This window comes from Nocardioides limicola, assembly GCF_016827675.1.
In the GTDB taxonomy this organism is placed as follows: Bacteria; Actinomycetota; Actinomycetes; order Propionibacteriales; family Nocardioidaceae; genus Nocardioides; species Nocardioides limicola.
The window spans coordinates 194,311-210,956 of the sequence record NZ_JAERJA010000005.1; the positions used below are offsets into that span (position 1 = coordinate 194,311).

20 protein-coding genes are annotated in these 16,646 nt (G+C 67.2%); 6 read left to right on the forward strand and 14 right to left on the reverse strand.

What is annotated here, in order from left to right; translation table 11 throughout:
• Window positions 1-27 precede the first annotated feature (27 nt).
• Window positions 28-600 carry a helix-turn-helix domain-containing protein gene (locus JKG67_RS12200; protein WP_203337588.1) on the reverse strand — a complete coding sequence of 191 codons (573 nt, stop codon included), beginning with the start codon at window positions 598-600 and terminating at the stop codon, window positions 28-30.
• Between the two features lie 50 nt (window positions 601-650).
• Window positions 651-1,751 carry a glutamine synthetase family protein gene (locus JKG67_RS12205; protein ID WP_203337589.1) on the reverse strand — a complete coding sequence of 367 codons (1,101 nt, stop codon included), beginning with the start codon at window positions 1,749-1,751 and terminating at the stop codon, window positions 651-653.
• Here JKG67_RS12205 and JKG67_RS12210 point away from each other — a divergent pair.
• The gene (locus tag JKG67_RS12210) at window positions 1,716-2,042 is read left to right on the forward strand and encodes a hypothetical protein (protein WP_203337590.1); all 327 of its coding nucleotides are present in this window, start codon (window positions 1,716-1,718) and stop codon (window positions 2,040-2,042) included. The genes JKG67_RS12205 and JKG67_RS12210 overlap by 36 nt on opposite strands.
• Here JKG67_RS12210 and JKG67_RS12215 read toward each other — a convergent pair.
• The 7 genes from JKG67_RS12215 to JKG67_RS12245 form a co-directional block, all read right to left on the reverse strand.
• Window positions 2,027-2,647 (reverse strand): VOC family protein, encoded by a 621-nt coding sequence (locus JKG67_RS12215; RefSeq protein ID WP_203337591.1) that lies wholly within the window; start codon window positions 2,645-2,647, stop codon window positions 2,027-2,029. The two genes, JKG67_RS12210 and JKG67_RS12215, sit on opposite strands and share 16 nt — an antisense overlap.
• Window positions 2,648-2,652: 5 nt before the next feature.
• On the reverse strand, window positions 2,653-3,084 hold the full coding sequence (locus tag JKG67_RS19225; protein ID WP_372442079.1) for a cupin domain-containing protein: 432 nt from the start codon (window positions 3,082-3,084) through the stop codon (window positions 2,653-2,655).
• Window positions 3,068-4,186 (reverse strand): ABC transporter ATP-binding protein, encoded by a 1,119-nt coding sequence (locus JKG67_RS12225; protein WP_203337593.1) that lies wholly within the window; start codon window positions 4,184-4,186, stop codon window positions 3,068-3,070. Before JKG67_RS12225 ends, JKG67_RS19225 begins: the two co-directional genes overlap by 17 nt.
• A 50-nt stretch (window positions 4,187-4,236) precedes the next feature.
• Entirely contained in the window at window positions 4,237-5,034 is a 798-nt protein-coding gene (locus JKG67_RS12230; RefSeq protein WP_203337594.1) for an ABC transporter permease, read from the reverse strand.
• Complete coding sequence (locus tag JKG67_RS12235; protein ID WP_203337595.1) at window positions 5,031-5,768, reverse strand: ABC transporter permease; 738 nt, start codon at window positions 5,766-5,768, stop codon at window positions 5,031-5,033. The genes JKG67_RS12230 and JKG67_RS12235 overlap by 4 nt, the downstream gene beginning before the upstream one ends.
• 140 nt (window positions 5,769-5,908) lie before the next feature.
• Window positions 5,909-6,973: an extracellular solute-binding protein gene (locus tag JKG67_RS12240; protein WP_275403352.1), complete on the reverse strand. Its 1,065-nt coding sequence runs from the start codon at window positions 6,971-6,973 to the stop codon at window positions 5,909-5,911.
• On the reverse strand, window positions 6,970-7,836 hold the full coding sequence (locus tag JKG67_RS12245; RefSeq protein ID WP_203337597.1) for a fumarylacetoacetate hydrolase family protein: 867 nt from the start codon (window positions 7,834-7,836) through the stop codon (window positions 6,970-6,972). The genes JKG67_RS12240 and JKG67_RS12245 overlap by 4 nt, the downstream gene beginning before the upstream one ends.
• 94 nt (window positions 7,837-7,930) lie before the next feature.
• On the opposite strand from JKG67_RS12245, the gene JKG67_RS12250 reads away from it, so the two are divergent.
• Window positions 7,931-8,281, forward strand: a complete 351-nt coding sequence (locus JKG67_RS12250; protein ID WP_203337598.1) for a cupin domain-containing protein — start codon at window positions 7,931-7,933, stop codon at window positions 8,279-8,281.
• The gene (locus tag JKG67_RS12255; protein ID WP_238998343.1) at window positions 8,278-8,916 is read left to right on the forward strand and encodes a nitroreductase family protein; all 639 of its coding nucleotides are present in this window, start codon (window positions 8,278-8,280) and stop codon (window positions 8,914-8,916) included. Before JKG67_RS12250 ends, JKG67_RS12255 begins: the two co-directional genes overlap by 4 nt.
• Before the next feature lie 310 nt (window positions 8,917-9,226).
• Here the strand turns inward: JKG67_RS12255 and JKG67_RS12260 are convergent, their stop codons facing one another.
• Complete coding sequence (locus JKG67_RS12260) at window positions 9,227-9,442, reverse strand: hypothetical protein (protein WP_203337600.1); 216 nt, start codon at window positions 9,440-9,442, stop codon at window positions 9,227-9,229.
• Between the two features lie 356 nt (window positions 9,443-9,798).
• Here JKG67_RS12260 and JKG67_RS12265 point away from each other — a divergent pair, with 356 nt between their 5' ends.
• Together JKG67_RS12265 and JKG67_RS12270 are read left to right on the forward strand one after the other, a co-directional pair.
• Complete coding sequence (locus JKG67_RS12265; protein WP_203337601.1) at window positions 9,799-10,404, forward strand: class I SAM-dependent methyltransferase; 606 nt, start codon at window positions 9,799-9,801, stop codon at window positions 10,402-10,404.
• Window positions 10,405-10,486: 82 nt separating this feature from the next.
• On the forward strand, window positions 10,487-11,965 hold the full coding sequence (locus JKG67_RS12270) for a peptide ligase PGM1-related protein (protein WP_203337602.1): 1,479 nt from the start codon (window positions 10,487-10,489) through the stop codon (window positions 11,963-11,965).
• Here the strand turns inward: JKG67_RS12270 and JKG67_RS12275 are convergent.
• The 4 genes from JKG67_RS12275 to JKG67_RS12290 all read right to left on the reverse strand — a co-directional run bounded on the left by JKG67_RS12275 (window position 11,962) and on the right by JKG67_RS12290 (window position 15,526).
• Window positions 11,962-13,080 (reverse strand): glycosyltransferase family 4 protein, encoded by a 1,119-nt coding sequence (locus JKG67_RS12275; protein ID WP_203337603.1) that lies wholly within the window; start codon window positions 13,078-13,080, stop codon window positions 11,962-11,964. The two genes, JKG67_RS12270 and JKG67_RS12275, sit on opposite strands and share 4 nt — an antisense overlap.
• A gap of 249 nt (window positions 13,081-13,329) precedes the next feature.
• Complete coding sequence (locus JKG67_RS12280; protein ID WP_203337604.1) at window positions 13,330-13,914, reverse strand: type II toxin-antitoxin system RelE family toxin; 585 nt, start codon at window positions 13,912-13,914, stop codon at window positions 13,330-13,332.
• Between the two features lie 6 nt (window positions 13,915-13,920).
• A complete protein-coding gene (locus JKG67_RS12285) occupies window positions 13,921-14,247 on the reverse strand; it encodes a type II toxin-antitoxin system prevent-host-death family antitoxin (RefSeq protein WP_203337605.1) in 327 nt (108 codons plus the stop codon).
• Between the two features lie 82 nt (window positions 14,248-14,329).
• Window positions 14,330-15,526 (reverse strand): ATP-binding protein, encoded by a 1,197-nt coding sequence (locus tag JKG67_RS12290; protein ID WP_203337606.1) that lies wholly within the window; start codon window positions 15,524-15,526, stop codon window positions 14,330-14,332.
• Between the two features lie 82 nt (window positions 15,527-15,608).
• Here JKG67_RS12290 and JKG67_RS12295 point away from each other — a divergent pair, with 82 nt between their 5' ends.
• Window positions 15,609-16,475, forward strand: a complete 867-nt coding sequence (locus JKG67_RS12295; RefSeq protein ID WP_203337607.1) for an Fpg/Nei family DNA glycosylase — start codon at window positions 15,609-15,611, stop codon at window positions 16,473-16,475.
• Window positions 16,476-16,646 lie beyond the last annotated feature (171 nt).

Here is a 16,646-nt window from a genome sequence, read left to right on the forward strand (position 1 = left end):
CTGGGGGCGCTCAGCGAGAAGAGCGGCTCAGAGTCCTGCGAGGCCCTCGCTGCGCGGGAATGTATGGACGATCCAAACGCTGGCATCTCGGCCGACCGCGCACCATCGGTGCGGCACATCGGCCGCGTAGGTGGCGTAGTCACCAGCGGACAGTTCGACCTCGTCGTCCACGGGCCCGACTCGGATCCTGCCCTTGCGGACCAAGACGTGCTCCCGAGCACCTGCCCCGTGAGAGGCCGAGACCTCGGACCTCCCAGCCTTGAACGTCTGGTCATGGATCTGGAGGCTGCCAGCACCGACTTCCTGGGTTCTGAGGATGAACCCCGTCGATGCATCATCGGAGATGTCTTGACCTTCACCGGACCTCACCACCTCGATCGAGGTGCGCTCCGCCGCCGTCAACAACTCGGTGACGGGCACGTGAAAGGTCTCGGCTATCCCGACCAATGTCTCGAGCGTGGGGTTGGTCCGGCCACGCTCCACCTTGAAGAGGGTGGCCTTGGCGATTCCGGACCGCTCGCTGAGCTGGGCCAGCGACAACCCGTGCAACTCCCGGAGCCGGCGCACGTTCGCCGACAAGGCATCGGCACCAGGAATCATGGTTCTCGCTCCCGACAGGACGGATGGGGCGGCACAGTCTAGCCCCGGGTTCACGCATGCTGGGCATAGAGGTCCCACTCCCAACTGGCTACCTGGACGCGTCCCGCATGGACCTCACGGGCCTTCAGCGCCGAGTAGACCTCGATGAACTCGCTCCCGAAACCTTCGACGAACACCTCGTCCTTGGCGAGCGCATCGATCGCCTCGTCAAGGCTGGACGGCAAGGAGGCACCCTCGGCAGTCGGCTCCAGTTCGCGGTCGATGCCATCGCGTATCGCGTGCAGCATCGCCGCCATCACGAGGTGGGGCGAAGCGCTGGCGTCGCCAAGCCTCAACTCTAGGCGGGTCGAGTCACCCAGTTCGGGTGGGACCCGGACGAAGGTGTTTCGGTCGTCGTGGCCCCAGTTGCTGCGTCGCGGGCTCAGAGCCTCACCGTGGACTCGGCGGTATGAGTTCACGGTGGGTGCCCCGAGTGCCATGAGCGCGGGCGCATGTGTCTGAAGTCCGGCGACGGCTCTCAACCCCACCACGCTCAGCTTGTCGCGGCCGTCGGCGAACACGTTCCGGTCGTCGTCCCATAGGGACACGTGGACGTGGAACCCGCTGCCGGCGAGATCGGACTGCGGCTTCGCCATGAAGGTCGCGCGCAGTCCCGCCCGGGCAGCTAGTTCTTTGACGCTTGACTTGAGCAGGAACGCGTCGTCTGCCGCGTCGAGGACGTCGCCGTGGCCGAGGTTGATCTCGAACTGGCCTGGCGAGAACTCGCGGTTGACCACCGTGACCCCGATGCCGAGGTCAATGAGCATCCGGTGCATCCGCCCGACGGTGCCGTCCGGGTCGGCATATCTGTCGATGGTGTACGAGACACCGTCACTCGAGTAGGGTCGCGGCCCGTCGCCATCGTCGCGAAACAGGTAGAACTCGGGTTCGCCGGCAGCGACCGCCCGGAATCCAGTGTTGGCCATGAGGGCGTCGCTCGCCTCCGCGAGTTGGTTGCGTGGGCACAAGGCCGACCGATCACCGTGCTCGCTGAGCGCGGACAGGACCCAGAGGGCGTCAGGCTCCCACGGGGGAATCCTCGCGGTGCCCAGGTCAAGGCGGGCGTGGAGATCAGGATGAGCCGCAAGACCGGTGAACTGCGCCGCCGGCACACCTTCGCCGAACAGGTCCTCGGCGCTCGCCATCTTCGAGAAGGCGATGCCGGCCTCCAGCGACATCCATCGTTCGGCGGACACCTGCTTCGCGCGTTGACGTCCGAAAAGATCAACGTAGATCACGCGGATCACCCGGACTCCCGCAGCGGCAAGACGTCCGGCGAAGTCCTCGTCGAAGGTCGCCGCGACCCGGCCCGGCCCGATCCTTGGATCGCCCGCGGCACGACTCACCGTTGCGGTTCCGGCCGGCCTCACCTCACTGCCGTCGGCGATCACAACTCGGCCTGATCGGTTGTGATCATCGAGGCGACCCGTGTCACCCATTCGCCGTAGGGCAGTACCTCCGACTGAGCGAAACAGTACTGGCGGGTCTCCTCGAGGATCTCCTCGTCCGAGCGGGCCAGGTCGAGCGGCTCAGCGCAGGGCTGAGCGACGTACCAGGGTGAATCGACGAAGAACTCCAATGCATTGCCCTCAGGGTCCCGGCAGTAGAGGGACCAGGCGTTTCCGTGGCTGATGGCGTTGCGGGCAGAGATTCCCTCTGCCTCCAGCCTGGCGTCAATCCGGCGCAGCGTGTCGAGGTCCCGCACTCGGAAGGAAACCTGGAAGACATTGGACCCGATGCTGCCGCCAACCACAGGTGTGGACTCGATGGTGCGGTCGCGGCGGTTCGAGGCAAGCACCAACTGGTGGTGCTCTCGCGGGTCGGTGGTCAGGAAGGCGATCTCTGTTCCCCCGCCCGATTCGATCGCACCGGCGTCGCTCTGCGTCAGCCCGAGGACTCGGGTGTAGAAGTCCAGCATCGTCGAGAAGTCGAGGCAACTGAGTCCGAAGTGGCTCACCGCGATCCGGCGACCTTCGAGTCCCGCGTCAATCATTGTCGTGTTGCTCATGTTCGTCATGGAGACTCCTCTGCAGGTGCGGTTGATCCGGTCTCACCGGGTTTCGGGGCGGCTGTGATTGGAGGAGCCGAGGACTCCCAGTCGGTAGTCCCCCACGTGATGGCGAGCATCTGACAACCCTGACTGTCCGCAGCCCCGTGGTAGTGCCGCTCTCCCGGTGGGGTTACTACGAAGTCGCCGGGCCCCAGCGTCGACTCGGATTCCTCGGTGCCCACGACCGCCCGTCCGTCAAGCACAAGGAGGCGCTGGCCACCCGGATGGGAATGCCAGTAGGTCACCGCATCGCCCCCGAAGGAAACGCGGGCGATATCGGGATGAGCGGCCTCGGCCGCATCGTCGAGCATCTCCAGCTGTACCTCACCAGTGAAGCGGCCGCTGTACGTCGCCGGGCCAGCGGCCTGCCGGTCGGGGTCACGGGGTGGACACATAGGTCACCTCCCCAGCTGAGTCAGACGAAGGCTGAACTGTGGATTGCTCCTGCTCGAGCAGTACGGCGTCACGGTCGTTCCAGACGACCTGGACCCGGTCCCCCACCCAGACGTCGGCCCGGGCGAGTGCCGGCATCCGTGCCTGCACGGTGGTGCCGTCGGCGAGTTGGACCTGGTATCGGTGAACGGACCCCAGATATGTGGACTCCTCCAGCAGACCGGTCAGGTGGCTACGCCCAGAAGCGAGTGGCGTGCCCTCGGAGCAGACCTCGATCCGCTCGGGGCGAATGACCAGCGACGCGGGCCCGCCCTTCGCACAGGACGTGCCAACCGCGGCTGACTCCTCGACGCGCACCGAGCCCGCCCTGCTGCGCAGCACACCGAGTTGCGCGTCGTAGTCCCCTTCGATCACGTTTGAACTACCAATGAACTGGGAAACGAACACGGAGGCCGGCCGCTCGTAGAGCTCCTCCCCGGTGCCGATCTGTGCGATCCTGCCATCCTTGTAGATGGCGATCCGATCGCTCATGGCCAGTGCCTCCTCCTGATCATGAGTCACGTAGACGACCGTCACCCCGATCTCCCTGCAGATGTTGACGATCTCGATCTGCAGCGCGTCCCGTAGTTTCTTGTCCAGGGCGCCCAGCGGCTCGTCCATCAGCAGCAGCGTCGGCTCGAACACCAGGGCGCGGGCCAGCGCCACCCGCTGCTGCTGGCCACCCGAAAGTTGAGCCGGCAAGTGCTGTCCCCTGCCATCAAGGTGCATTCGCTCGAGCATGGACCTAGCCGTCGCCCGCGCCTCCCTGCGCCCCATTCCCCGCATCCGAAGCGGGAAGGCCACGTTCTGCTCGGCCGTGAGGTGGGGGAACAGGGCATAGTGCTGGAAAACCATTCCGGTGCCCCGCTTGTGTGCTGGCACGCCGGTGACATCTCGACCCTGGATCGAGATACTGCCGCGATCGCAGTTCAGGAAACCGGCGATCATGCGCAGCGTCGTGGTCTTGCCCGAGCCCGACGGTCCGAGCAGGGTGAGGAACTCACCGGGCTGCGAGGCCAGGTTGACGTCGTCAACCACGCAACTCTTCGCGTAGTACTTGCTCACCGCCTTGACCTCAAGGGCGGGGCCGGGGCCGTCAGATGTTCTCGGTGTCGTCACGATTTCCGCCTTGCCTGTCGAAGTCCGATTACGTAAGCGATCACGAGCCCAGCCGTCGACAGAGCGACGAGCATGGTGGAGGCTGCTGCCACGGTGGGATCCAGTTGCTCCCTGACCGATGTCCACATCTCCACGGGGAGGGTGCGCAGCACGGGTGTCGTCAGGAACAGCGACACGACGAGCTCATCCCACGAGGTGACGAAGGCCAGCAATGCGCCAGCGAGGACGCCCGGCCGGATCAGTGGCAGGGTGACCAGGAAGAACGTTCGGAACGGTCCGGCTCCGAGGCTGGCCGCGGCCAGGTCGAGCCGCGGGTCCATCGTTTCGATGCTGGCCGCTACCGTGACCACGACGAGGGGCACCGCCAAGGCGCCGTGAGCGAGAACCAGTCCAGCCGGGGTGCCCACCAGGCCGACCCGCCCATAGGCGAAGAACGTGCCGATGGCCACCAGGACGATCGGCACGATCGCCGGACTGAGCACGAGTGCTTGGACCAGCGACTTGCCGGGGAATCGACCGCGGGCGATACCGAATGCAGTCAAGGTGCCCACCGACGTGGCGAGCAGCGTCGCCTGGATGGCGACCGACAGACTGGTAAGGGTCGCCAAGCGCCATGCCTCGTCAGAGGCGAGTCTGCCGTACCACTGGGTGCTGAACCCCGTGGGCGGGAATGAGAGCAGAGGACTGGCGGTGAAGGACATCGGAACCACCACCAGGGTGGGTGCTACAAGGAGGAAGGCAGCCGGAATGGCAAGGCAGAGCTGAGTACTGCGCCGTCTGGTGTCGCTGTTCATGGGGCGCCACCCCCGAACACATCGCGGATCCGTACGACGCGGCTACCGATGGCGACGGCTACGAGGGCGATGAGGAGCAGGGTCACGCCGAGGGCACTCGCCGTATGGAAGTCGAGCTCCCGCTGGACTTTGTCGATGATCAGAGTCGAGAGGGTGGGACTGCTGGTGCCGCCGAGGATCGCTGGGGCGATGTAGAAGCCCAGGGCCAGCACGAACACCAGGAGACAGCCGGAGTAGACGCCCGGTAGTGACAAGGGGACGAAGATGCGCCGGAACGCGATTCGCGGCTTGGCGCCTAGATTCTCCGCGGCTCGCACGAGTTCTCGGTCTATGCGCCGCATCACCGTGAACATGGGCAGGATGGCGAAGGGGAGAAGGATTCCGGTCATTCCGATCACGACCCCGAGATTCGTACGGATCAGACTCAGCGGTTCGTCGATCACCCCCATCCTGAGGAGGGTCGAGTTGATGACCCCGGTGTCCTGGAGCCAGATCTGCCACGCGTAGGTACGGACGAGGAAGCTTGTCCAGATCGGCAGTAGGACTATGGCGAGGAGCAGTTCGGTGCGGCGTGACTGAGACATCAGGTAGGCGTACGGGTATCCGATCAGCAGGCAGGAGAGGGTCACGCTCGCCGAGGTGATCAAGGTGGAGTTGAGTGCCCGGAAGTAGATGGGGGAGTCGAAGAAGACCCCGTAGTTCTGGACGGCGCCGTCGCCGCCAAAGCTGCGCACAACTACCTCGCCCAGGGGCCAGCCGAACACAGCGAGGATGAACACTAGGCCCGGAAGCACCAACCACGCCCATCCATTGAATCGCGACTTGCGTGCCTCGGGGGGGCCCGTCTCCTGGGACGGGGCCCCCGAGACTACGACTACTGCGTCAACCATGCTTGGAACTGGTCGTTGACGGATCCGAAGTACTCGTCCCAGTACTCGTCGTCCTGACTGACGGCACCCTCCAGATGGCTGGTTGCCAACCACTCGGAGACACCCGGGTCCACCTTGTCGACGGCTGCGGCGCTGCCGGGGGCGAGCGGGTAGTGCTTGGAGATGTCCGCGTTACGCGCCGGATCGGTCATCCAAGCGATGAACTGCATCGCCTCGGCCTTGTGCTTGGTGCCCTTCGGCACTACCAGGTAAGAGCCTGCGACGATGTGGCGATCCCACAGCACGTCCACGGGACTTCCCAGCCTGGTCGCCAGGTCGTAGGGACGGGCCGCGAAGTTGACGACCATGCTGGCCTCGCCGGTGGACAACATGTCCTGCCCGCCGGGAGGACTGTCATACCAGATGGTGTGGTCACGGATCGTGTCCAGTTTGGCCAGCGCACGGTCGACGTCCAGGGGGAACAGTTGATCTGGGGCGACTCCGTCGGCTAGGAGAGCGAGTTCAAGGGCACCACCGGAGGCGAGCTTCCATAGGCCGCGCTTGCCCGGGAAAGTGGTGACATCGAAGAAGTCCGCGTGCGACGTCGGCTCAGTCGCAAAGGCATCCCTCTTGAAGCCGACCGCGAACGTCGTCACGTTCTGTGCCACCCGGTAGTCGCTGTTGGTCATCCCGGCTGCCGGCGCGTCGCACGTAGTCACAACGGTGCAGTCGATCCTCTCGAGCAGGTCGCCGTGACTCTGCAGCCCGAAGTCCCCGCCGACATCGACCACGTCCCATGTCACATTCCCAGATTCGACCATCGCCTTGATCTTGGCGGTGTCTACCGGCGAATCCATCACGATCTTGATGCCGGGATTGGCGTCCTCGAAGGAGTCCACCCACGCCTTCTTCTGTGCGTCGCTGTAGGGCCCCCCGAACGACGCGAAAGCCAGGGTGACCCGGTCCGCGTCACCTCCGGTGGACCCCAATCCCACTCCACAGGACGACAGCAGCGCTGTTGCGGCCAAGCACGCCACCGCTACGGGGCCAATGCTTCTCAGGTTGATCATCGTGCTTTCCCTTCCTCGACTGGAACAGAGGCAATGCGCTCGTGCCTGACCGGATTGCTGAGAGTGCCGACGCCGCCCACCTCAACGTCGACTCGATCCCCCTCGACGAGATAGCGCGGAGGGACCCTGGAGTCGCCGACCCCACCGGGAGTGCCGGTGGCAATCACGTCACCCGGTTCGAGGGTGACCCCACGGGAGAGGTACGAGATGAGCCAGGCGATGGAGAAGATGAGCTCGGACGTGTCCGCGTCCTGCATGACTTCACCGGACACTGTGGTGCGAAGGGTGATCTTCTCGGGGTCGAAACCATCGGCTGAGGCCAGGCAAGGCCCGAGCGGAGTGAACGTGTCGAAGCTCTTGCCGAGCGTGAACTGCCGAAGCGGCGTCTCCAACTGCGCGCGGCGACCCGAGACATCGTGCAGCGCCGTCACGGCGCCGACGGATGCCCACGCCTGTTCGACGGTGGCTCGGTAGGTGGGGCGACCGATCACGACGGCGACTTCCCCCTCGAAGTCAGGGCGGGTCTCCTCCAAAGGAATCACGATGTCCTGCTCAGGACCGATCACTGATGTCGGCAACTTCGCGAAGACGACCGGCACAGGGGGAACCTCAAGTTCCGACTCTTCCGCATGACTGACGTAGTTGAGACCGATGGCGAGGATCTTCGGTGGACGTAGAGGGGCGAGCAATCGAAGCGACCCCAGGTTGTGGCGAGGCCCATCGGCTGCGGCAAGGTCGGACCACGCCTGCGCCGTGGGAACGAACCCGACGTCGGGCGCCGGCCCCGCATCGGTCACCACCTCGCCGTCGAGTCTGCCGAGCCGGGTGGACCCGTCGGGAGAGACGAAGCGGACTGCCTTCACCGGTGTACCTCCATGTCTGAGTGTTTCTTTTACGACTATGAATGGATACTATGCAACTACGCTCGCATCGTGTCAATAGTCCGGAGGTCCCAAGATGAAGCTCTTCCCTCTACCGCACTTGCCCCTCACCGACGTGCGATTCCATGACGTGGTGGCCCGATCCAACGAACTGGTTGCCCGGCCCGACCGTTCTCTGATCGTTGAGTTGTGGGAGGCGACCGAGGGGACGTTCGAACACGAACTGCCGGGCGAAGAAGTGCTCTACTGCCTTGAGGGGGAGGAGCATGTGGAGGACCTGTCCACGGGAGAAGTTCTCCTCGTGAGCGCTGGCGATCTCCTGCACTACCCCATGGGATCGCGCGTCCGGGTCACCTACACCGGCCACTTTCGTGCCTTGATCATGCAGGTGGCACCCACAGGTGTCGAACCCCTCGAACCGGCATGACCAGCAGGGTCCGACCAGTGGGGGGCGCCGGTCACCCCGAAGTGTCCATCCACGAACTCCTCACCAGGCGATGGAGTCCGCGGGCATTCCTGCCCCAGGGGCCGACCAAGACGCAACTGAGATCGATGTTCTCTGCAGCAGCGTGGGCGCCTTCGGCGTTCAACAGCCAGCCGTGGCGCTTCATCGTCGGTTCACAACCAGACGCGACCTGGCAGGTGATCCACGACTGCCTCGACGATGGCAACCGAAGGTGGGCCGGCGCAGCCCCTGTCCTGGCCTTGAACGTCGCCCAACTCCGAGCCGGCGATCGTGACCTCCCCACAGCGGTGTATGACCTCGGCCAAGCAGTGGCCCTGCTGACAGTTGAGGCGCTCTCAGCCGGGTTCTACGTGCACCAGATGTCGGGGTTCGATCCGAGGCAGGCTCGGCTGGCCTTCGACATCCCCAACGAGCATGCGCCGATCACAGCCATGGCGATCGGGAGGAAGGGCGAGCCCGCCTCACTGCCCGAGGATCTCAAAGCAAGGGAGTTGAGGGTGCGTGAACGCCGAGCGTTGGCCGACACCGTCTTCGCGGCACGGTACGGGTTGCCTGCGCCCTGGATTCACACCCCGGTACCAACAGCGCTCCGCTGATTCGCCCGCCGCGCCTGAGGGAACTTGTCGGTGCTCCCATCTAGGGTTCATAGGGTGAGTGACCGATGAGCAAAGAAGCAGCCCTGCGGGCGATGCGAGAGGCCCGATACAACGCGAGGTCGGCTGCGACGTCGACGCCGGCCCGAACCGCGGTTCGACCCGCCGATCGACCTGCGAAAGCATCGCCGGGGCCAGTTCCCGCCGAGCCCACCGACGCCCTCTGCGGGCACCGCTCGATGAACGGACGCACCTGCACCCGCGAGTCGGGGCACGCGGCGAAGAGCCACCGCTACTCCTAGTCCTTGTGGTCTCAGCGTTCCGGCCGCGGGCGCTGATCGACGAACCACCACGTGCCACAGGCGAACCCGACCAGCAGCACGAGGGCCACTGGAGCGCTCCAGCCCACCACAACCGACACCAGGATCACGACCGCGATGACATTCGCTACGGCGATGACTGCCGGCTTGATCCACCAGCGGGAGTCGGCTGCGGCCAGCCGGGTCGGCGGCCGATCGGGCGTGGTCATGGGGCCATTGTCTCTGCTCCGGCGGCGGGTGGCAGCTCCCAGCGCTGCGCTCATACGACGTTGCTCGATGCCGATGATTCGCCTACTTCTGCATGTCGGCCTCACCGCTGCTCGACGCGGCAGTGGCCTACATCGCCCAGACGGCCCGCCGACACGGACTGGTCTGCTTCGACCCGCAGATCGGAGAGGTGATCACCTAGGGGCAAGGGCGGCACCACGCACCCCCACTTCGTGCTGCGGTTCGACGGCTGACGCCGAGGACGCCGTCCGCACTGAGGGATTGACGTGCTCCAAGGGAGGGTCGAGAGTGAGTAGGAGCGACCGCTCAAGCGGAGCTCGACAGCCCCGGAGGCGTGATGAGCCGCTACTACCGCATCCTGTACGCCGTGGGTTTCACCCCATGGGAAGCAGACTCAGAGAACGCGGCACCGGAGTTTCGGACCCTGATCGACCGAGTTGAGGGTGGCTTGGAACGTCCGTTCGGTGCGGCACTCGATCTCGGCTGCGGCAGGGGCCGATGGTCGCTCGAACTGGCCGAGCGTGGCTGGGACGTCACCGGCATCGACGTCGTCCCCAAGGCGGTGCTGGACGCCAGACGACGCGCCGAAGAGGCCGGTGTCGCCGCGCGGTTCGTTGAGGGCAGCGTGACCGCACTCGGCAATGCTGACCTGGGGACGGGGTATCGCCTCGTGGTCGACGTCGAGTGCTTCAACCACCTCAGCGACGAGGACCGTGCAGCGGTGGGCAGCGGGGTCGACGCCGTGGCCGAGCCCGATGCCGAGATAGTTCTCCTCGTCTGGTCGCGAGCGCGCCGAGGCCCGTTCCCGCCCGGTGCGACGCGCGAGGACGTTGCCGCGGCGTTCCCGGGGTGGAGAATCGTTGATGAGCTGGCCTATCAGGCCAGGTTGCCGTTGCCGCTGCGAGGCATCAACCCGCGGTGGTACCGCCTGGCCCGCGCCTGAGGTCCGCACCTTCTCACCACCTGCTCGCGGCGTTTCCCGCACAGCCCTATCCTGAATCAGGGGCCATCCCGCAGGAGGCCAGATGGTCGGGTTCGCCGAACTCCAGGGGCGACTGGCGGACGCGCTGGCGACGAACCGCCCCGGGTCGCAGGACGAGCACGTGGTCGTCGGACTGCCGTCGTACAGCCTGGGCCCGAGCATCCTCGAGCACTACCGGCCACTGCTCGGCGCCCTCGAGCACCGCTTCCTGCTGGCGATGTTGATGCTGCCGCGGATCCCCGGGGAGGAGTTCATCCTGGTCACCAGCCAGCCTCCCGGCGAGACGCTGCTGGACTACTACGCCCGGCTGGCCGACCCGGCCGATCCGGGGGCGGTACGGCGCCGCCTGCACCTGCTGGTGGTCCCCGACGACAGCCCCCGCTCGGTCGCGGCCAAACTGCTGGACCGCCCCGACCTGCTCGGGCGACTACGGGACCTCGTCGGCGATCGCCTCGGACACCTGGAGCCGTGGAACGTCACCGAGGCCGAGGTTGCGGTGGCCGTCGCGGTCGGCCTGCCCGTCAACGGCACCCCGCCGGAACTGTGGCCGCTGGGCTTCAAGAGCGCCGGGCGGCAACTCTTCGCCCGCGCCGGAGTGCCGACGCCGTGCGGACGCGAAGGTGTCCGCGATGCCGCGGATGTGGCGGAGGCGGTGACGCAGATGCGACGACTGCGTCCCCGGCTCGGGCCCGTGGTGATCAAGCAGGACAACAGTGGGTACGGCGACGGGAACTGGCTGATGTCCACCCGCGACGAGGCCGGCCACCGGATCCCGCGGGACTGGCTGGCCGAGCACTGTCTCGACGACGCACCCGAATGGTTCGTCCGCGACCTGGCCCTCGGCGGGGTCGTCGAGGAGTACCTGTCCGGCCGACGCACGGCCAGCCCCAGCGCCCAGTTGGAGATCGCTCCCGGTGGCGACGTCCACCTCCTGTCCACCCACGAGCAGATCGTCGGCGGACCGGGGGGCCAGACCTTCGTGGGCTGTCGGTTCCCCGCCGACCCGGCGTACTCCGCCGAGCTCGGCCGCCATGCGCTGGCGGTCGGCAAGCAGTTCGCCGCCGCCGGCGCCATCGGCCGGCTCGCTGTCGACTTCATCGCGGTGCACCAGGGCGGCCGTTGGCAGGTGTACGCCCTGGAGGTCAATCTGCGCAAGGGCGGTACCACGCACCCCTACGCCGTGCTGCGGAACCTCACGCCGGGCCACTACGACCCGATCGGCGTCGGCTGGATCGCGGATCAGGACGGTCAGCCGCGCTGCTACTACTCCGCCGACGGGCTGCAGGACCCGCAGTGGGTCGGACTGACCCCCGCCCAGGTGATCGCCGCCGTCGAAGCTGCCGACCTGTCCTTCGACCGCGGCTCCGGCACCGGGGTGGTGCTCCACATGCTCGGCGGGCTGGCCGTCGACGGCCGGATGGGACTGGTCGCCATCGGCCGTGACCCCGCAGAGGCCGACAACCTCGCGGCCGCCACCGAGGCGGCCGTCCGGGCTCTCACGCCGGGGCGATCCACGGGTTAGGCGACCGCTTCGCTCCGCAGGCCCGCCGGCACCTTCTCACGGGGCGGTTCGTTGACCAGCGCTTCGAGCTCGGCGATGACCGCAGCCGGGGTGATCGGGCGCGGCCGGGCGAGCACGGCCAACAGTTCGTCGACCGACTGAGCGACGGTGAAGTTGCCGCCGGCGTTGTGGCGGCCGGTGGGCGACAGCGGCCCCAAGGCGATCGCCTCGCGGATGCCCAGGGCCAGCGCCTCGGCGTTGTCCGGCTGGACCAGGATGACCGCACCACAGTCGGTCTCGGGGAGGCCGCCATCGTCAGAGGCAACCACTCGACATCCGGCATGCTGGGCCTCGATCGACACGATCCCGAACGTCTCATGCCAGTACTGGCTGTTCGACGGCATCACCACGATGTCGTGCTCAGCCATCAGCGCCGCCATCGCGGCCGGGGTCTTGCACGCCGGGACCAGGTCCACGCCCGGGTGCGCCTCGAGAAGCCCGCGGATCAGGGCTCCTTGTGGCTTGTCGTCGCCGGAGGTGGTCGCGGTGAAGGTGAGTCGGGGGTCCTTGGCGACCAGGTCGTTGTGGAGCATCGCCAGGAACGTGTAGATCCCCTTCTCCGGGCTCAGCCTGCCGGCGTACAGGATCCGGATGCCCCCCGACACCCGGTCCCACCTCGGCTGGCTGGCGAAGCAAGGTTCCGCGAACGGATAGACGACCTGGATCGTGGCGACGTCGACGTCGAGGAACCCCGACCACAGTTGCGCGGCGAAGCCGCTCGTCGCGATCAGGCCGCGGTCACGGGTGCCGGCCACTGCGGCGTCGCGCAGGTGCTCGCGCAGCGGCGGCGGGACGTGCAGGATCTGGTACGCCGGTGTCCTGGTGGCGACGGCCGGGAACTCGGTGACGAAGACGATCGCTCCGTCGAGTTCGCTGACCTCGGCCACCGTCGCCAGCGCCAGGAAGGGGATCCCGACGAACTCGTCACGACCATCGGCGACGCCGAGCCCGATGGTGACGACCCGGGCCGCCAGACCGCGCCGGTTCAGCTCGCGAACCTGTCCGATCGTGTAGTTCTCCGAGCCACCGGTGCCGGCCGGCAGGGGCAGGCCCGGCTCCCAGATGAACGAGATCAACGCGGCACGCGGAAGCCGGTGCCGATGCGGGAACGAGTCGGGGACAATGAGCCGTGAGGTTGCGAGGTGATCTCGCCACCGCCTCTGATTGCTGCTGGCGCCGGTGTCCTTGTCATCGCGGTGACCGCGATCGACGACCCGGCGAGTGCAGTCGTAATGCGACAGTACCCCGACGGCCCTCACAACCCCGCTTCGCGGTACCGGCTTGGGGGGCAGAGCGTAGGTCTCTACACGGGTGAGGTCCGGGGGCTACTCAGGTGCCTGCCCGGTGGTCGTGTAGGTCTCCCAGATCTGCTCGGCCTCGGTCGGGGTGAGTTCGTCGACCGCTTCCTTGCGCATCCCCACGACCTTCACCAGGGCATCGCTGAGCCAATCGGGCATCTTCACAACGGGATCAGGTGCAGGGGTTGCCGTGAGGCCGCGTCCGATCTTGCCGAGTCGGTGAAGGACGTCCACCAGCGGCTCGGCAACTGGTGTGTCGCTCTCTGCGATGCGCGCCTCCACCTCCGCGTAGACCTCCGAATCGCTGCGCGCGCCGAAAGCCCACACCTCGGCGACGTCCACGACGACAGCCCCCGATGAGTCGTGCCCCACGCGCCAGACGACCCGCCAGTGGCGGTCGCTGACCACGATCTTGCGCCACCCGATCAGGCCGCCGAGAAGTGGCTCACCCGCTTCGGGGTTCCGTTCGAGGAGCAGCAGCTTCTTCAGCGCCCAACGAACCACCTGCGGGTCGCCCTTGCGGAGCATGGTCTCCAAGTCGTCGACAGCACCGTCGACGAGGCGCACGACCGTTCGTGCCGCTTCGGAGAGGCGGCCCTTCTCGAACTCCACGGGGAATCAGCCGCGGCCCGCTGCGATGTCGGCGTCGAGTTCGGCCTCCAGTTCGGCACGGGAGAACCCCATGCCCGCGATCACGTCATCGAGCGAATGGCGAACGCCCTCGTCGTCAAGCAGGCGGCTGAGCGCGATGGATGCGCTTCGCACGTCCGCCTCCAGCGTCCGGATGGCTTCGAGGCGCTCCATGCTGACCACCGCTGCCACCGGCCGCCCGCGTCGAGCGACGATGACGTCGTGGTCTTCCGCGTCCTTGAAGAGCGCAGCGCCTCGCCCCGCCGCATCGGTCACCGAGAGGGCGGGCCCAGACGAGAGCCAGTCGGCGTTCATGGCACCTACTGTACAGATTTCTGTATAGATTGCCCAGGTGCCTGGTGCCGCACCCCTTGGGGTCCGGCCCGTCGCGGACACCTCACCCCCGCTGACGCAAATACCTCCCGAAGTGGGGCACCGTGAACGCGATCCGGCCCCGCTCCGCCGAATAGATCAGGCCCTTCTTCAGCAACGCGTCCCGGGCCGGGGAGAGCGACTGGGGCTTTCGCTCCAGCACCCCGGCGACATCCGCGGTGGCGACCGTGCCGACCGGGTCATCGCCGTACTCGACCGCGGCATCGGCCATCGCCCGCAGGTAGTCCCGCTCCCCCGGCGTGGCCCGCTCGTACCTGCTGCCGAAGAAGCCGACGGCGAGCTCGGCCTCGGCCTCGGGGGCGGCCACCGCGATGTCCTCGCCGGTGATCGGCGAGTGCGGCGCCAGATCCCACGCGGCCTTGCCGTAGGCCTGGATGAAGTAGGGGTATCCCCCGGTCGCCTCGTACATCGCAGCCAGCGCCTCGTCGGTGTACGCCGCGCCCTCCTCCGCCGCGGGTCGACTCAAGGCCGCGTCCGCTGCCTCCCGGGAGAGCCGGTCGATCCGCTGATAGGAGAAGAGCCGCTCCGAATAGGACTTGCTGGCGCTGAGCACGGCGGGCAGATGCGGCAGACCGGCCCCGACCACGATCACCGGCAGCCCCGACTGGCTCAGCTCGTGGCAGGCCGCGCACAGCGCGGAGACGTCGTCGGCGCCCAGGTCCTGCATCTCGTCGATGAAGATGCCGATGCCCTTGCCGACGTCGGCCGCCAGCCCACCCACGTCGGTGAAGAGTTCGACCAGATCGATCTCGATGTCACCCGAGTCCGCGCGCCCCTTCACCGCCGGCGCGTCGATGCCCGGCTGCCAGCGGTCCCGCAGTTTCGCGCCCGCCCCGGCGTCGCGCTCGGCGAAGGAACGGATCACCCCGAGCACATGGTCGACCTCGTCGGGGTTGGGGTGGCTGAGCTCGCGCACCGCCTGGTGCAGGGCACTGGACAGTGGCCGGCGCAGCGGCTGGTCGGGACGCGCCTCCAACTTGCCGGTCCCCCAGTGCCGGCGTACCGCCGCCGAACGCAGCGTGTTCAGCAGCACCGTCTTGCCCACCCCGCGCAGCCCGGTGAGCACCAAGGAGCGCTCCGGCCGGCCGCGGGCGACCCGCTCCAACACCACGTCGAAGGCGCGCAACTGCTCATCCCGGCCGGCGAGCTCGGGCGGGCGCTGGCCGGCGCCGGGGGCGTACGGGTTCCGGATCGGGTCCACGATCGGACGATATCGAGCAATCTAGCCCGGAACCTAGATTGACCTAGCGTGTCGTAGCGAGGACGCCCCTAGACTCGAACCCGTGCCCGAACTCCCCGAGGTGCAGGCGCTGGTCGACGATCTGGCCGACCGGCTCGATGGCCGTGCGATCGTGGCCGTGCAGTTGGCCGCGTTCAGCGCACTCAAGACCTACGACCCGCCGCTGTCCGCGCTCGAGGGCGCGCTGGTGGACGGCGTACGACGGCACGGGAAGTTCCTCGACATCGAAGCCGCCGGACTGCACCTGGTGATGCACCTGGCCCGGGCCGGCTGGATCCGGTGGCGCGACGAGGTCCCGGCCGCCCCACCGCGACCCAGCAACAAGTCCCCGCTGGCGGCGCGGATCGTCCTCGACTCCGGTGCCGGACTCGACGTCACCGAGGCCGGCACCAAGAAGAGCCTGGCCGTGTACGTCGTCCGCTCACCCGCCGACGTACCAGGCATCGCCTCGCTGGGCCCGGACCCGCTCACGCCCGCGTTCACGCCCGAGGTGCTGGCCGGCATCCTCCGCGACGCCGGCCGCAAGCAGCTCAAGGGAGTGCTGCGCCATCAGGGCACCATCGCCGGGATCGGCAACGCCTACTCCGACGAGATCCTGCACACCGCACGGATGTCGCCGTTCAAGCCCGCGGACAGCCTGGACGAGAGCGAGCGGCAACTCCTGTACGACGCGATCCGGGCCACCCTGGGTGCGGCGGTGGCGCGCGCCTCGGGCACCCCGGCCAGCGAACTGAAAGCCGAGAAGAAGGCGCAGATGGCGGTGCACGGGCGCACCGGACAGGCCTGTGCCGTCTGTGGCGACACCGTCCGCGAGGTCAGCTTCGCCGACTCGTCGTTGCAGTACTGCGCCACCTGTCAGACCGGCGGCAAGCCGTTGGCCGACCGGCGGATGTCGCGGCTGCTGAAGTAGGCCTCCTCGGCTGTCGAGTGTCCGCGAGCAACGAGCGGACGTAGCGAGACTGTGAGTCTTTCCTTGCAGCCCGTGTGCTGGTGGGCTGTGGTCGGTGACCGCGGTTGTGACTCATATCGAGACTGGCTTCGTGCCTTTCCTGGGACTTGTCCGGTCGTGGTCGCCGGCCCC

What these genes read in the sequence shown, in the direction of transcription:
- JKG67_RS12200 (WP_203337588.1), bottom strand. Translation starts at nt 600, where the DNA reads ATGATTCCTGGTGCCGATGCCTTGTCGGCGAACGTGCGCCGGCTCCGG.
- JKG67_RS12210 (WP_203337590.1), top strand. Translation starts at nt 1,716, where the DNA reads ATGAGCCGCAAGACCGGTGAACTGCGCCGCCGGCACACCTTCGCCGAA.
- JKG67_RS12215 (WP_203337591.1), bottom strand. Translation starts at nt 2,647, where the DNA reads ATGAGCAACACGACAATGATTGACGCGGGACTCGAAGGTCGCCGGATC.
- JKG67_RS19225 (WP_372442079.1), bottom strand. Translation starts at nt 3,084, where the DNA reads ATGTGTCCACCCCGTGACCCCGACCGGCAGGCCGCTGGCCCGGCGACG.
- JKG67_RS12230 (WP_203337594.1), bottom strand. Translation starts at nt 5,034, where the DNA reads ATGAACAGCGACACCAGACGGCGCAGTACTCAGCTCTGCCTTGCCATT.
- JKG67_RS12240 (WP_275403352.1), bottom strand. Translation starts at nt 6,973, where the DNA reads ATGATCAACCTGAGAAGCATTGGCCCCGTAGCGGTGGCGTGCTTGGCC.
- JKG67_RS12250 (WP_203337598.1), top strand. Translation starts at nt 7,931, where the DNA reads ATGAAGCTCTTCCCTCTACCGCACTTGCCCCTCACCGACGTGCGATTC.
- JKG67_RS12255 (WP_238998343.1), top strand. Translation starts at nt 8,278, where the DNA reads ATGACCAGCAGGGTCCGACCAGTGGGGGGCGCCGGTCACCCCGAAGTG.
- JKG67_RS12260 (WP_203337600.1), bottom strand. Translation starts at nt 9,442, where the DNA reads ATGACCACGCCCGATCGGCCGCCGACCCGGCTGGCCGCAGCCGACTCC.
- JKG67_RS12265 (WP_203337601.1), top strand. Translation starts at nt 9,799, where the DNA reads ATGAGCCGCTACTACCGCATCCTGTACGCCGTGGGTTTCACCCCATGG.
- JKG67_RS12270 (WP_203337602.1), top strand. Translation starts at nt 10,487, where the DNA reads ATGGTCGGGTTCGCCGAACTCCAGGGGCGACTGGCGGACGCGCTGGCG.
- JKG67_RS12285 (WP_203337605.1), bottom strand. Translation starts at nt 14,247, where the DNA reads ATGAACGCCGACTGGCTCTCGTCTGGGCCCGCCCTCTCGGTGACCGAT.